12 protein-coding genes and 1 tRNA gene are annotated in these 13778 nt (G+C 41.6%); 4 read left to right on the forward strand and 9 right to left on the reverse strand.

Annotation, left to right across the window (positions count from 1 at the left end):
* The 3 genes from Ga0466249_RS17050 to Ga0466249_RS17060 all read right to left on the reverse strand — a co-directional run bounded on the left by Ga0466249_RS17050 (nt 1) and on the right by Ga0466249_RS17060 (nt 1288).
* Nucleotides 1-74 (reverse strand) — tRNA-Asp (locus Ga0466249_RS17050).
* Between the two features lie 158 nt (nt 75-232).
* Nucleotides 233-592 (reverse strand): response regulator, encoded by a 360-nt coding sequence (locus tag Ga0466249_RS17055; RefSeq protein ID WP_215830690.1) that lies wholly within the window; start codon nt 590-592, stop codon nt 233-235.
* 30 nt (nt 593-622) lie between these two features.
* Complete coding sequence (locus tag Ga0466249_RS17060; RefSeq protein WP_215830691.1) at nt 623-1288, reverse strand: hypothetical protein; 666 nt, start codon at nt 1286-1288, stop codon at nt 623-625.
* A 179-nt stretch (nt 1289-1467) separates the two neighbouring features.
* On the opposite strand from Ga0466249_RS17060, the gene Ga0466249_RS17065 reads away from it, so the two are divergent.
* The 4 genes from Ga0466249_RS17065 to Ga0466249_RS17080 all read left to right on the forward strand — a co-directional run bounded on the left by Ga0466249_RS17065 (nt 1468) and on the right by Ga0466249_RS17080 (nt 4753).
* A complete protein-coding gene (locus Ga0466249_RS17065) occupies nt 1468-2541 on the forward strand; it encodes an ABC transporter substrate-binding protein (protein WP_215830692.1) in 1074 nt (357 codons plus the stop codon).
* 17 nt (nt 2542-2558) lie between these two features.
* Nucleotides 2559-3332, forward strand: coding sequence for an ABC transporter permease (locus Ga0466249_RS17070; RefSeq protein ID WP_215830693.1), 774 nt, complete (start codon nt 2559-2561; stop codon nt 3330-3332).
* 18 nt (nt 3333-3350) lie between these two features.
* Nucleotides 3351-4136 carry an ABC transporter ATP-binding protein gene (locus Ga0466249_RS17075; RefSeq protein WP_215830694.1) on the forward strand — a complete coding sequence of 262 codons (786 nt, stop codon included), beginning with the start codon at nt 3351-3353 and terminating at the stop codon, nt 4134-4136.
* A gap of 299 nt (nt 4137-4435) precedes the next feature.
* Entirely contained in the window at nt 4436-4753 is a 318-nt protein-coding gene (locus Ga0466249_RS17080; RefSeq protein WP_215830695.1) for a hypothetical protein, read from the forward strand.
* Nucleotides 4754-4918: 165 nt separating this feature from the next.
* Here Ga0466249_RS17080 and Ga0466249_RS17085 read toward each other — a convergent pair whose 3' ends face one another.
* The 6 genes from Ga0466249_RS17085 to Ga0466249_RS17110 all read right to left on the reverse strand — a co-directional run bounded on the left by Ga0466249_RS17085 (nt 4919) and on the right by Ga0466249_RS17110 (nt 13769).
* On the reverse strand, nt 4919-6976 hold the full coding sequence (locus Ga0466249_RS17085; protein WP_215830696.1) for a methyl-accepting chemotaxis protein: 2058 nt from the start codon (nt 6974-6976) through the stop codon (nt 4919-4921).
* A 44-nt stretch (nt 6977-7020) separates the two neighbouring features.
* Entirely contained in the window at nt 7021-8205 is a 1185-nt protein-coding gene (locus Ga0466249_RS17090; protein WP_215830697.1) for a CaiB/BaiF CoA transferase family protein, read from the reverse strand.
* A gap of 233 nt (nt 8206-8438) precedes the next feature.
* The gene (locus tag Ga0466249_RS17095; RefSeq protein WP_215830698.1) at nt 8439-8816 is read right to left on the reverse strand and encodes a RidA family protein; all 378 of its coding nucleotides are present in this window, start codon (nt 8814-8816) and stop codon (nt 8439-8441) included.
* A gap of 111 nt (nt 8817-8927) precedes the next feature.
* Nucleotides 8928-12437, reverse strand: coding sequence for a pyruvate:ferredoxin (flavodoxin) oxidoreductase (gene nifJ, locus Ga0466249_RS17100; RefSeq protein ID WP_215830782.1), 3510 nt, complete (start codon nt 12435-12437; stop codon nt 8928-8930).
* Between the two features lie 176 nt (nt 12438-12613).
* Nucleotides 12614-13117 (reverse strand): nucleoside recognition domain-containing protein, encoded by a 504-nt coding sequence (locus Ga0466249_RS17105; RefSeq protein WP_215830699.1) that lies wholly within the window; start codon nt 13115-13117, stop codon nt 12614-12616.
* Nucleotides 13110-13769: a nucleoside recognition domain-containing protein gene (locus tag Ga0466249_RS17110; RefSeq protein ID WP_215830700.1), complete on the reverse strand. Its 660-nt coding sequence runs from the start codon at nt 13767-13769 to the stop codon at nt 13110-13112. Before Ga0466249_RS17110 ends, Ga0466249_RS17105 begins: the two co-directional genes overlap by 8 nt.
* Between the last annotated feature and the right edge of the window lie 9 nt (nt 13770-13778).

Consider the following 13778-nt stretch of genomic DNA (forward strand, 5'->3'; position numbering starts at 1 on the left):
CGACCCGGATCGGACTTGAACCGACGACCTCCGCCGTGACAGGGCGGCATTCTAACCAACTAAACTACCGGGCCACTCAATAAGTTACTTTAATAGTATATTACTTTTAGCTTACTATGTCAACAGTTTTCTTCTTTGTACCTAAAAGCCTATCAAGAAATCTGTTAAATAATGACTTAGAACAGCAAATATTATTATAACAAATTTTCATAATAAGTCAAGTAAAATCGTATTATTTTATTAGCTTTTCAATTGTACTTAAGACAGCGGTATTCTCAAAAGGTTTCAACAAAAAATCTGATGCACCTGCTTCCAAGGCATCATTTATGATGGCCTGCTGCCCAATGGCAGTTACCATAACAATCCGCGCAATAGAATCTTCCTTATGAATCAATTTAACAGCTTCTACGCCATTTAATTTAGGCATGGTAATATCCATTGTTGTAATATCCGGTTTCAATTGGCGGAATAATTGTACAGCCTGCATACCGTCTCCGGCTTCGCCAACAATTTCATGACCGCCATCTACCAATACCTTTTTTAACATCATGCGCATAAAAGCCGAATCATCACAGACAAGAATTTTAGCCAATCCCGGCACCTGCCTTCTCAAAAAACTATTTTAATGTTCAAGCAATCGTGATTCCAATTGTATAATTGTAGATTCTAAGTAATTTTTCAGATTTTCTTCAAGCTCTTTTAGTGTCTTAGCATCGAAATCAAAAGTCATTTCCGGAGTACGCCGAAGCCTAATTTCGCCAAAATATTCATCACGATAAATATTATAATAAATAAGCAAATTACTTTCTTCTTCAAAACAGCTATAATCTAATACAATATAAGAACCATTAATCATTTTGATTGGTTCACTAGGACGAATAAAAAGTTCAAACTGCCTAATTTTTTGTGGCAAGTCCAAACCATACTGCCAAGTAGTAATACCTGTATTCAATAAAATACTTTCCATATGATGTGATTCATAAACAGATAGCTTATGAAGTGTTTCTGTCATTCGTTCCTTGATCAACTTCTCAAACACTTCTACGTCAGTCACAATGTAGCCGACATCATTATACTCAGTCAATCCAATAATAATACGCACCATAAAATCTCTTGTTGCTTCATCATAAAAAGCAATGAACTGACAACGTTTTTCCTGCAAAGTATAGGTAAACAATACTGTCTTAGTACCTTCTTCTTTAACAGATAAATCTAATTCAAATCCCAGCACATTCTTTGACAACTGCTTCAAAAATGGCCAAGCAATCAATTCTTCTTTACTAGGCATATTAATTTCCTCTTTTATTTCGCATGGTAAGCAATTATTTTTAGGTATTAAGTCTTTAGGTATTAAGTCGCAATTTTATAAGTTCGCCACTGATTATGAAAAACCTCCTAAGTCGGGAACCAATTCAATTCTTTCCGAATACTTATAAAGTAGCTAAAAAACAGCCAGGAGGAATAGTTATGAGTCAAAAAAAAGCTTATAGTTTAATTAGTGTCATTCTCATGCTTATATTTATTTTAGCAGCCTGTACATCTACACCAGCTGTTCGTAATCAAATATCTGAGGGACCTGCATGGGCACCGACCTTAAGTCCTCTTGCGAGTCCAGTCGTTGTAAAAGTTGGCATGAAACAAGTCATTTCCGATGCAGGTATCCTAATTGGTATGGCTAAGGGATATTATCAGGATTTGGGTATACAAATCGAACCTGTCCAGTTTAATTCAGGTCAAGAAATGATTAATCAGTTAGCAGCCAGTCAGCTTGACGTAGGAGCAACAGTCACTGCATCGGGACTGTTTAATGCCATGTCACGCAACATCCCGATTAAAATCGTCGCGGACAAGGGTATCAATATCCCTGGTAGCGGTTATTACCGCTTGGTCATTCGGCAGGATCTTGTGAATACCATTAAGGATTATACTGATTTAAAAGGAAAGAAAATCGCCATTGTCGGCACAGCTTCACTTGATGAAATTTCCGCAGACCGTGTACTAGCCAAAGCTGGACTGTCCACAAATGATGTGGATATACAAGTGATTCGCTCGTTTAGTGATATGCTTGTGTCTTTGTCAAACAAAAGCATTGATGCCGCCATGGTTATTGAACCATTTATTGCACAAGGAATAGCGAAGAATATACTCGCCCCCTGGAAAGATCCAGCTGATTATGATCCCGACGCCCAAACAGCCTTACTTGTCTTTGGTACTAGTCTCGTTCAGCAAAATGACGTCGCCAACCGTTTTATGACTGCCTACGTTAAATCATTGCGGGACTACAACGATGCCTTTTTTAAAGATATTCACAAACAAGAAACAATCGACATACTCTGCAAATATTCCGTTATTAAAGATCCGAATTTATATGAAAAGATGTTTCCAACAGGTCTAAACCCCAATGGCTATGTACGGATGAAAGGCATTCAAATGGATTTAGACTGGTACGAACAACACAATCTCGTTAAAAATATTTCCATCAACGATGCTGTAGATAATCGATATGTTGATTTTGCCTTGCAAATTTTAGGTAACTATTAAGCAAGGGAGGACCAAAAATGACTGCAAAATCTCCCTACCATCGTTTACTTACGTTGTTATCCATTCTGTCTCCACTGAGCCTATTAATCATCTGGGAGGCTTTAGCCCGCCTGCACTTCATTGACATTCGCTTATTCTCCAGCCCCACGCTCATTCTCAAGGCTTTCATTCCACTGTTATTATCAGGTGACTTGCTTTACAATACCTATATCAGCGTACAGCGCGTCCTCATCGGCTTCATTGCCGGTACAGTTCCTGGCATTCTGTTAGGCATTAGTATGGGACTGTCACCTTTTGTGCGTTCTGCCATTGAGCCCATGATTGCGGCAACTTACCCCATTCCCAAACTCGCCATTATGCCGCTTATCTTACTTGTTTTCGGTATTGGTGAAACCTCAAAAATATTTACTATTGCTATCGGTGTGTTCTATCTCGTCGTCATTAACACAATGGCCGGTGTACTCAATATTGATAAAATTTATCTTGATGTAGCCAAAAACTTTGGTGCCAGCCGCAAAAATTTTTACTTAACCGTGGCCTTACCTGGTGCCCTTCCCATGATTTTTGCCGGTCTAAAACTCGGGATGGGAATGGCGCTCATCTTGATTGTAGCAGCAGAAATGTCAGCATCCAAAGCCGGAGTAGGCTGGATGATCTGGCGCTCCTATGACATGTTCGACATTGAACCTATGTTTGTGGCACTTATCATGTTATCTGTACTCGGCTATATTTTTACTCTGTTACTAGACCGAATCGAAGCATGGGTCTTACCTTGGAAACAACAGCCGTAACAAAAGGAGGTGCTGTTCTTGGAACAAACAAAACAAAGTATTGTGTTAACAAACCTTGAAAAAACATTTACTGTTGCAGACGGCGCAATTACGGCCTTAGATAAAATCAGTCTTACAATTGACTGCGGCGAGTTTTGTGTCATTGTCGGACCAAGTGGCTGTGGAAAAACAACACTCCTACGCATTTTAGCAGGTCTTGATACGGCTACAGGCGGTAGAATGGAGATCGTCCCTTCCTCCTCTTGTCGGCCAATCAATTCTATGGTTTTCCAGGAACAATCTATTTTTCCCTGGCTGACTGTAACGGAGAATGTGGAATATGGCCTAAAAATGCGCAATATCCCCAAACAACAGCGAAAAGAGCTTGCGAACTATTATATTCAGAAGATTGGACTTGAACAGTTTGCCAACGCCTATCCCCATCAATTATCAGGCGGTATGAAACAACGGGTCAGTGTAGCCCGGGCTTTTGCTAACGACCCGGAAATTTTACTTATGGATGAACCTTTTGGTTCTCTTGATGAACAAAATCGCATGATTCTTCAACAGGAAGTGCTGAAAATTTGGGAGCAAACTAAAAAAACGACGGTTTTTATCACCCATAGTATTGATGAGGCCCTCTGCCTCGGTGACCGTATTGTCATCATGACTGCACATCCTGGAAAAATCAAAGCGACGATTGCCGTAGACTTACCTCGGCCCCGCGAAATTGCCAATATCCGTACGACTATCCATTATAATGAACTATATCAACAAATTTGGTATAACTTAAAAGATGAAGTCACGAAAAAGTCACGCCACTAACTTCTGTTTTTCCTGTACGTTTTCTTATCAAATATATATCCTTTGGCATTTAGTAAATTGCCAAGTTACCATTGAAATGGAAATAATGTCAGCGGATTTTGAACCGTTGACATTATTTTTTGTTATAAATTTGACACAATTAACGTCGCCAATGACACGTCAACTAAAGCAGCATCCTTCACTACAAAAATACTCTCCCTCGCTGCTTTCTGAAACGCTTCGTCACCTCACCTCCTCTTCACATAACTTGTTTATAGTACATATAATAGTATACCAACACTAACGAAAGAAGGGTGGCTATGAAAGAAGCGCAAAAAATTACGTGCGTTAATAATAGTGGTTTTGCTGTGAAATTTCAAATTTGTTACTTGGATAATAGCAGTCAAACGAGGGTTTCCAAATGGAACTCCGGCAATTTTCCTACTGGGCAAAATAGAACCTGCGACTTAAAGAAAGATATTCCAGAAATTCAGGAAGGTACGATTGTTTGGCCGCATATTCTTGCCATAATTGGTAAATCAACCAATGGAGATAAAGTTAAATTTAAATATAACTTACAGGCGGCGGTTTATATAATTGAAGACACAGATAATAATTTCCATATTGATTTAAGCTAAAAAAAAAAATAAACCTCAACTCTTTATGCTGAAAAGGGTTGAGGTATCTTTTTAGCCCCTATCTAAACCTGGACAGCCCTCACTTAATCCTTACTGTTACATTTATTTAAAAACTATTGCCCAAACTCATAAACTGACCTCATCGGTGTCATTTGCGCTGTGTTATTATACTTTAAAGTTCGTCACGGCTGACTGAAGAGCGGCTGCTGTATCTGCCAATACTTTACTTGAAGCAGCAATTTCCTGCATAGAAGCAGACTGCTCTTCAGTCGCCGCCGAAACGCTTTGTGTCTCGGTGGCATTTTCTTTGGCAACCTTATCAACGTTTTGTACAGAAGAAACTAGCCCTTGGCTTCCTGCCGCAATCAGATCAATCGCTTCCATGATGCCATGAATTTGCGTTGATAGGCTTTCTACGGCATCAGCAATAGATTTAAAAGTATTCCCAGCTGATTCAACCACTTCAATCCCTGTCTTAACACCGTTAGTGCTATCTTGGGTAACAACAATAGCTTGATCCATGTCCACCTCATTTTTCTGAATCAATCCCGCGATTTTTTGGGCTGCTTGATTGGACTCTTCCGCCAATTTTCGCACTTCCTCAGCTACTACGGCAAACCCCCGACCTGCTTCTCCTGCTCTGGCAGCCTCAATTGCAGCGTTAAGAGCCAACAGATTGGTCTGTCCAGCAATAGCGGAAATCAAAGTGACAATTTCCCTAATTTCACGCGACCCTTGCGCCAGATTGCCAATCGTATTTTGAACCGTTTCGGAACCCGCGCCAATAGCCCCCATCTGTTCTCTGGCTTGTTCAATAGTCTGGCGTCCCTCTGCCGTAGACTTAGCCGTATTCTCAGCGATAACCGCTATCTCCCTGCCTGTGATGACAATGCGCTCGATACCTGCCGACATTTGCTGCACAATACCTGCCATACTATCCACTGCGTTTGCCTGCAAATCCGAGCCTTCGGCAATACGGCAAACAGCTCCGGCAACTTGATTGGTTACGTCAGCACACTGTTGTGCACTTGCAGTCATCTCTTCGCTAGAGGCTGCAACGGTTTCCGCTTTAGCTTGAACTTGCATAACTAATTTGCGCAGTCTATCCGCCATTTGACCAAAGGATTCAGCCAATTGTCCGACTTCATCCTGGGAATGAACATTAATTTTTCTCAGCCTTAAATCGCCTTCAGCTAAGAGAATTGATTCATCCCGAATTTTAGTTATCGGCTGAGTAAATTTAGCGCTGAATATCACAACCGCAATTGCTCCTAATAATATACACACTATCGAAGCTGCAAACAGGATAAGACTCAAGATCCCCGTTTCACGAGTAGCTTCCGTTACGGGAGCTGTAATCATCATAATCCAACGCTGATTGCCAGGAAGGTCAATCGGTGTAAATACGCTAACCATAGGAATATCTTTGTTTATAAACGTATGTATGCCCTTTACCTGTTTTCCGCTTTCAACAGCCGCTTTAAAAAGTGATATTAAATTGTCGTCAAATTCATTAACACCAAGTTTTAGTTCTGGTTCAATCTTCTTTTCCGTCAGGTTCAGTTTCCCATTTAATTCAGGATACTGGGTATTAGCAATAATCATACCTGATTTAGCAGCGATGACTCCATAGCCACTGTCTTTGAATTTGATATCCTTTACCATATCATTTAAACTATCAAGCGGTACAGTAGCCTGCAGTACACCCGTCAAGTTCCCATTTACTACTACGGGCACCGCAATTGCCAACGATATTTTTCCCGTGCCTTTTGCAACAAGCGGATCTGATATGGCGATTTTCCTTGTCTGAACGGCTTTTTTGTAGTACTCGCGATCACCGATATATACAGTATCACCTTGCGACCGTAGCACGTTCCCGCTTAAATCTCCATAATTAAGGCCTGTAAATTTGTTATTGCGCTTAATTCCGTCTGCCAAAGTATTGACAATCTGCTGCCGATCATTGCCGTTTCGAATATAAGGATTATTGGCCAATTCTTGTACAAATATTATAATTTCATCAGTAGAAGCTTGCACGCGATTAGCATAGTCTGTACCTATTGCCGCGGCAACCTCATCAACGCTTTTAGAAAGCGCCTGTTTTGAAAAATAATAGCTTACCCCAGTCAATACGCTCAATGAAATCAACATAATAGACAGCATAACAAGCAATAAACGCATGCGGATACTTGCTATGTTGAAGCCAAAACTATTTTTGGACATGAATTCACCTCCGATAATTTAAACACAACGGTTTAATAATTTATTTAAATTACTTTTTTAGCTCGAAGGTCAGCTAATTGTTGAGTGCTCATTCCCAGGAATTCTTGTAAGATCTCTTCTGTATGCTGCCCTAATAACGGTGCTGGAGTTTCAACTGCACCAGGAGTAGCGGAAAGTTTAATCGGCAATCCAGGCATTTTTAAGCGTCCAGCTACAGGATGATCTATTTCTACGATCATATTCCTTGCTTGAACCTGCGGATCTGCTATCACCTGATCAACTGTGTTGATGGGACCGCAAGGAATACCTGCGCCATCCAAGACCTCAATCCATTCGGCTACAGTTTTGGCTGGAAATTCTCCGTCAAGTATCGATTTCAGTTGTTTTTGATTTTTAGTTCTATCGGCATTGGCTACAAAATGCTCATCAGTAACAAGGTCTTCGCGCTTAATTAACTGGCAAAATTTCGCCCAGAGTCTATCATTGCCAATGGCAATGATGATATACCCGTCTTGGGCGCGAAAAGCTTCGAAGGGGGTAATTGATGGATGACGATTACCAATAGGGCTAGGCACTGTTCCTGAGACTAAGTACCTTGATATAGCATTTTCTAATATCGCTACTTGGCAATCTAGCATGGCTACATCCACTTTTTGCCCTTTACCTGTTATTGCTCGACTGTATAATGCCGTTAATATGCCAGTGGCAGTAAACAATCCCGCGGTGATATCGCCGACTGAAGCACCGACCCGCGTTGGCTCACCACCCTCTTGACCAGTAATACTCATGATTCCGCCCAAACCTTGCACGATGACGTCATAAGCCGGTTTTTTCATATAAGGCCCGCTATGTCCAAAACCGGAACAAGCGGCATATATGATCCTCGGATTGATCTCTTGTAGCACTTCATAACCGAGACCGAATTTTTCCATTACTCCTGGCCGATAGTTTTCAAGTACAACATCAGCCTTTTTTACCATTTCTTTAAAAATTTCCTGTCCTTCAGATAATTTTAGATTTAAAGTCATAGACCGCTTTCCTCGGTTTAAGCTCATAAAATAAGCACTTTCTTTATTCACAAAGGGACCAAAAGCCCTGGAATCATCCCCTACTTCCGGCGTTTCAATTTTGATAACATCTGCTCCAAAGTCGGCAAGCATCATGGAAGTGTATGGCCCAGCTAAAACCCGACTTAAATCTAATACGCAAATTCCTTCAAGTGGTTTCAATACAAAATCCCCTTCGATTCAATTTTATTATAGAATATATTATCATATCGTATTGCCATTTAGCCTTTACCAAGGATAGAAATTTTTTTGCCAACCTGATTTAAGGTTATTCCATCTTGGTAATAGATTGAGTTGCAATACCCCCTGTACTTTTCGACTTACACGCGAGTATACCCAACCTGTAAAGATAAGAATGATTGCTCATATATGCATATGAGCAATCATTCTCAGAATTATAGATAAGCAATAGCTTCAATTTCAACAGAAACGTCTTTAGGCAACCTAGCTATCTGGACACAGCACCTAGCCGGAGCATCTTGTGAAAAATATTCTCCATAAACTTGGTTAACTGTTTGGAAATCATTCAGGTCTATAAGAAATACTGTTGTTTTTACAACATTCTCCAACCCTAGATTTTCGCTTCTCAGAATAGCTGTAAGATTATCTAAAGCCTGTTTTGTCTGTTCCGCAACACCGCCGGACACTACGGTTCCGGTGGTGGGATCAACGGGTATTTGACCGGAAATAAACATGAAGCTACCCGCTTTTATTGCTTGAGAATAAGGACCTATCGCCGCAGGCGCTTTATCCGTATTAACAACGCTTTTCATAAATAATTTCCTCCTATAAATATCCTTTTATTTTCCAACTAATCTTACCACAAGCTTCTGGCACATCTGTAAACCACTATTCTTTTGCTGACACCACTTGTTTACTGTACTTTATTGCTCAGCCAAGAGCTTGTATTTTTCTAACCGTTCCTTGGCATCCTGTTCGGTTTTTTCAAATAAAGCATCAGCCATGGTGGGAAATTGCTTCTTCAACGACGAGTAACGTACTTCACCCATAAGGAATTCCTTAAAATCCATAGTGGGTTCTTTCGAATCCATCGTAAAAGGATTCTGGCCCACATCTTTGCTTTGAGGATTGTACCGATAAAGTCCCCAATATCCACTATCCACAGCGTGTTTGGCCTCCAATTGACTGCAACCCATCCCCGTTTTCAGACCATGATTAATACAAGGCGCGTATGCAATAATCAAGGAGGGTCCTGGATAGGCCTCGGCTTCTGCAATGGCTTTGAGCGTTTGATTCTTGTCAGCCCCCATGGCAATTTGTGCTACGTAGATATAGCCATAGCTCATGGCTATCATTCCAAGGTCCTTTTTCTTGGTGCGTTTTCCGCTAGCTGCAAATTTGGCAATCGCTGCTGCCGGAGTAGCCTTCGAAGACTGCCCGCCTGTATTGGAGTATACTTCCGTATCAAGCACTAAAACATTTACGTTCTCTCCGGAAGCCAGTACATGGTCTAATCCGCCGAATCCGATGTCGTAAGCCCATCCGTCGCCACCGAATATCCATTGTGATCTCTTCACCAAAAAGTCTTTATTTTTATAGATTTCATTCAAAAGCGGCTCATTACCTTTAACCTCTTCCAGAACCTCTATCAGCTTGTCCGCCCTATCCCGTGTACCCTCACCTAAATCTTTATTAACTAACCATTCTTCACTGGCTATTTTAAATTTTTCCCCAAAATTCAATTGAGTCGCTTTCTCAATATCCATGGCCACTTTGTTTCTTACTTGCTTTACACCTAAGAACATGCCTAGACCAAATTCAGCGTTATCTTCAAATAAAGAATTTCCCCAAGCCGGACCATGACCCCGATGATTTTTGGTATAAGGTACAGACGGCGCACTGCCTGCCCAAACGGAAGAACAACCCGTAGCGTTGGCCACCATCATTCGATCGCCAAACAATTGCGTCACCAGTTTAGCATACGGAGTTTCTCCGCAACCTGCACAAGCGCCTGAGAACTCTAGCAACGGTTGCTCAAACTGGCTGCCTTTTACTGTTTTTTTGTTCATTGGATTTTCTTTGTGAGATAAGTTCATCGCATAATCCCAAAGCTCAACTTGGTTGATTTGCGTAGCAAGTGGTTTCATCACTAAGGCTTTCTCCTTAGCTGGACAAACTTGGGCGCAATTTCCACAACCCGTACAATCAAGCGGAGAAAGTGCCATTCTGAAGTTTACATTTTTAGCACCAACAGCCGCTTTAGCAGTAAATCCTTCAGGAGCATTTCTCAGTTCTTCTTCATTGACAAGCACAGGTCTGATGGTAGCATGCGGGCAAACATAGGCGCATTGGTTACACTGAATGCATTTAGCACTTTGCCATTCAGGCACGTTGATGGCAATACCGCGTTTTTCATAAGCTGCAGTACCCACGGGGAAAGTGCCATCTTCCACACAAGTGAAGGCGCTTACAGGCAGCTTATCCCCTTCTTGACGGTTCACTGGATTGAGAATATTTTTAATGAATTCCGGAACTTTCTTAGCCGGTTCTTCTTGCTGTTGGGCATTTTTCCATGAATCAGGAATAAGGATTTTCACGCTGGAATTTACGCCTGTGTCAATGGCGGCGTTGTTCATGGCAACAACTTTTTCACCTTTTTTGCCGTATGATTTGACGACGGCTTCTTTTAGATAGTTAGTGGCTTCTTCCACGGGAATAATCTGGGCAATTTTAAAGAAAGCGGATTGCATAATCATATTGATCCTGCCGCCAAGACCTATTTTCTGAGCAATACCTACGGCGTCTATTGTGTAAAAGTTGATATGATTTTCGAAGATGTAACGTTTCATAGTTGCAGGCAAGTTATCCTCTAGTTCCTGCTCACTCCATGTACAATTGAGCAGAAAACTACCGCCCGGCTTTAAGCCTTCTAATACATTGTATTTATCTACATAAGACTGGTTGTGACAGGCGATAAAATCGGCCTTATTGATAAGATAGGGCGATCGAATGGGCTGTTTACCAAACCGCAGGTGGGAGATCGTCACGCCACCGGATTTTTTGGAATCATAGGAAAAATATGCCTGAGCATACATGTCGGTATGATCGCCGATAATTTTGATGGCGCTCTTATTGGCTCCCACTGTTCCATCTGAACCGAGGCCCCAGAATTTGCAGGCTTTCGTTTCGACTGGCGTTGTATCAATATCTTGGCCAAAAGGCAGCGAGGTATTATTTACATCATCGATGATTCCTACGGTAAAATGATCTTTGGGCTGCTGCTGTTTAAGGTTTTCATACACGGCTTGAATATGTCCGGGAACAATATCTTTCCCACCGACACCGCAGCGGCCACCCACAATGACGGGATGCCACTCGCTATTATTATAAAAGGCTGTTTTTACATCCAAATATAAAGGCTCAGCTAAGGATCCCATCTCTTTGGTTCTATCTAACACGGCAATCTTTTTTACTGTTTTAGGAATATATTTAAAGAAGTGTTCAATGGAGAAGGGTCTGTACAGATGAACATTGAGCAGTCCGACTTTTTCCCCTTTAGCATTTAAGTGATCGACCATTTCTTCAATGGCCTCACACATGGAACCCATGGCAATGATCATTCTATCGGCATCTTTCGCCCCGTAATAATTGAAGAGATGATATTCCCGGCCGGTAAGCTTGGTAATTTCACGCATATAGTTTTCTACGATGTCGGGAAGAGCTTGATAATACCGATTGGTTACTTCTCTTTGCTGGAAGTGAATATCGGAATTTTGGACGGTTCCCCGTAATACGGGATGATCCGGGTTTAAACCTCTCCTGCGGAATTCGTCGAGTGCATCTTGGTCAACTAATTGCGCTAATTCATCGTACTCGAGTGTCTCAATTTTTTGTATCTCATGGGAAGTCCGGAAGCCGTCAAAGAAGTTAAGAAACGGAACTCTTCCTTTGATTGCGGACAAATGAGCCACAGCGGATAAATCCATGACTTGCTGAACACTGCTTTCAGCCAACAGGGCAAATCCTGTTTGCCTTGTGGCCATAACATCTGAATGATCGCCAAAAATGCTGATGGCATTGGCACCCACGACTCTGGCACTGACATGAAATACGCCTGGCAAAAGTTCTCCGGCAATTTTATACATATTGGGAATCATTAATAGCAGCCCTTGTGAGGCTGTATAGGTCGTTGTCAAGGCTCCGGCCTGCAGTGAACCGTGTACCGCACCGGCTGCACCGCCTTCTGACTGCATTTCTACAACCTGCACGGTTTGCCCAAAGATATTTTTTCTGCCTTGAGCTGCCCATTCATCCGTGCTTTCTGCCATATTGGATGACGGCGTAATCGGGAAAATAGCGGCTACATCTGTAAAAGCATAAGCGATATGAGCTGCTGCTGTGTTTCCGTCCATCGTCTTCATTTTTCTTTTCATCATTTTTTAAAAGCCTCCTGGTTAAATCGAATCTAATGTTGATTAATTACCCGAAATATCACATACATCTTTCGTCAGCCGATATACAATAGACTTAACACCAAAAGCCACTGACCATGGCAGTCATATTTTTCTCGCATATATCTGCAGACACTTATTGTAATTTACTTTCTAAATTAACTGACTCCCATGATAAATAAGGCAAATCGAGTCAGCCACATAACAACTGCCGCATCAACAAGAGCACTGCATAATAGCAGCGGCTGCCACTTTATATTGGTTTGCGACACCATGACCACACGCACGAAATTGCCAACAAGCGTTCCCATCGTGATACAGGCTGGAAATAAAATAGTTGCCTGAGTGGCAGTAATTACGCCTTGTGAATAAAGTGTTGCCGCTGTCGCACACCCTGCCGCTTTAGCAAAAAAAGCAGCAGTCAAAACGACCATGGCTTCGCCAGGCAAACCAAACACAGCCATGATTGGTCCTAGCAATTTAGCCAAAATAGGCATAACGCCAATAATATTTAAAAACAAGATCAGAGCATAAGCTAATACCATAGCCGGAGTAATATTTTCTACAGCAACATAAAACCCCTTTTTTGCTCCCTTAACAAACTCATCGATCATACTCGGTTTTACCTGCAAGGTTAACGTTCCGTTACTTTGCTCAGCCATTCTTGCTACCTCCAACTACCGCATTTTTAGCCAAATACCATTTTAAATACAGTCGAACCATATTTGCGCCAATAATTTTAGCAATAACAATCAACAAAATAATAATACCCACAGGCAAGACAGTAATGGGAAGTAATGGCCCCCCTGTCCCGAAAGTGTTGACGATAACGGCCGATCCGGCAAACTGGTAAGCTGCAAAAATCGTCCGCTCATTGTCGGTCATCAATTTCTCGTCAACCAATTCCTTCGTCATAACCGCCCCAACATCCGTACTCGTAAAAGAACTGACAAAGGCTAATCCACTTACGCCAGGAATACCCAACAAGGGCCGTAACAAAGGATGAAATATTTTTTCAGCTGCTCGCAATGCGCCCAGTGATTCAGCAACTTGAATACACCCCAATGCAAACATGACTGTCGGAAACAATGTTAGGGCAAACATAAATCCATCCTTCGCTCCTATACCTCCTTTACCCGTAAAAATAATTCCTTTTGCCACTTCACCAAAATTACCTGTGAGAACCATAAAATCCAGGGCTTTCCACGGAGCATTGGCATTGGTAAAAATTCCAGATAAAGAGATTACCAGAATAGTTAGCGATAACCAGCCTTTCCAAGTTACTTTATATTCCTTTTGATTTGTCTCTGCCATTGATTTTCC

The sequence above is a fragment of the Pelorhabdus rhamnosifermentans genome (assembly GCF_018835585.1).
Classification (GTDB): domain Bacteria; phylum Bacillota; class Negativicutes; order UMGS1260; family UMGS1260; genus Pelorhabdus; species Pelorhabdus rhamnosifermentans.

Coding starts and splice junctions, on each gene's coding strand:
- Ga0466249_RS17060 (WP_215830691.1), bottom strand. CDS start 1,288: ATGCCTAGTAAAGAAGAATTGATTGCTTGGCCATTTTTGAAGCAGTTG.
- Ga0466249_RS17065 (WP_215830692.1), top strand. CDS start 1,468: ATGAGTCAAAAAAAAGCTTATAGTTTAATTAGTGTCATTCTCATGCTT.
- Ga0466249_RS17070 (WP_215830693.1), top strand. CDS start 2,559: ATGACTGCAAAATCTCCCTACCATCGTTTACTTACGTTGTTATCCATT.
- Ga0466249_RS17080 (WP_215830695.1), top strand. CDS start 4,436: ATGAAAGAAGCGCAAAAAATTACGTGCGTTAATAATAGTGGTTTTGCT.
- Ga0466249_RS17085 (WP_215830696.1), bottom strand. CDS start 6,976: ATGTCCAAAAATAGTTTTGGCTTCAACATAGCAAGTATCCGCATGCGT.
- Ga0466249_RS17095 (WP_215830698.1), bottom strand. CDS start 8,816: ATGAAAAGCGTTGTTAATACGGATAAAGCGCCTGCGGCGATAGGTCCT.
- nifJ (WP_215830782.1), bottom strand. CDS start 12,437: ATGAAAAGAAAAATGAAGACGATGGACGGAAACACAGCAGCAGCTCAT.
- Ga0466249_RS17105 (WP_215830699.1), bottom strand. CDS start 13,117: ATGGCTGAGCAAAGTAACGGAACGTTAACCTTGCAGGTAAAACCGAGT.
- Ga0466249_RS17110 (WP_215830700.1), bottom strand. CDS start 13,769: ATGGCAGAGACAAATCAAAAGGAATATAAAGTAACTTGGAAAGGCTGG.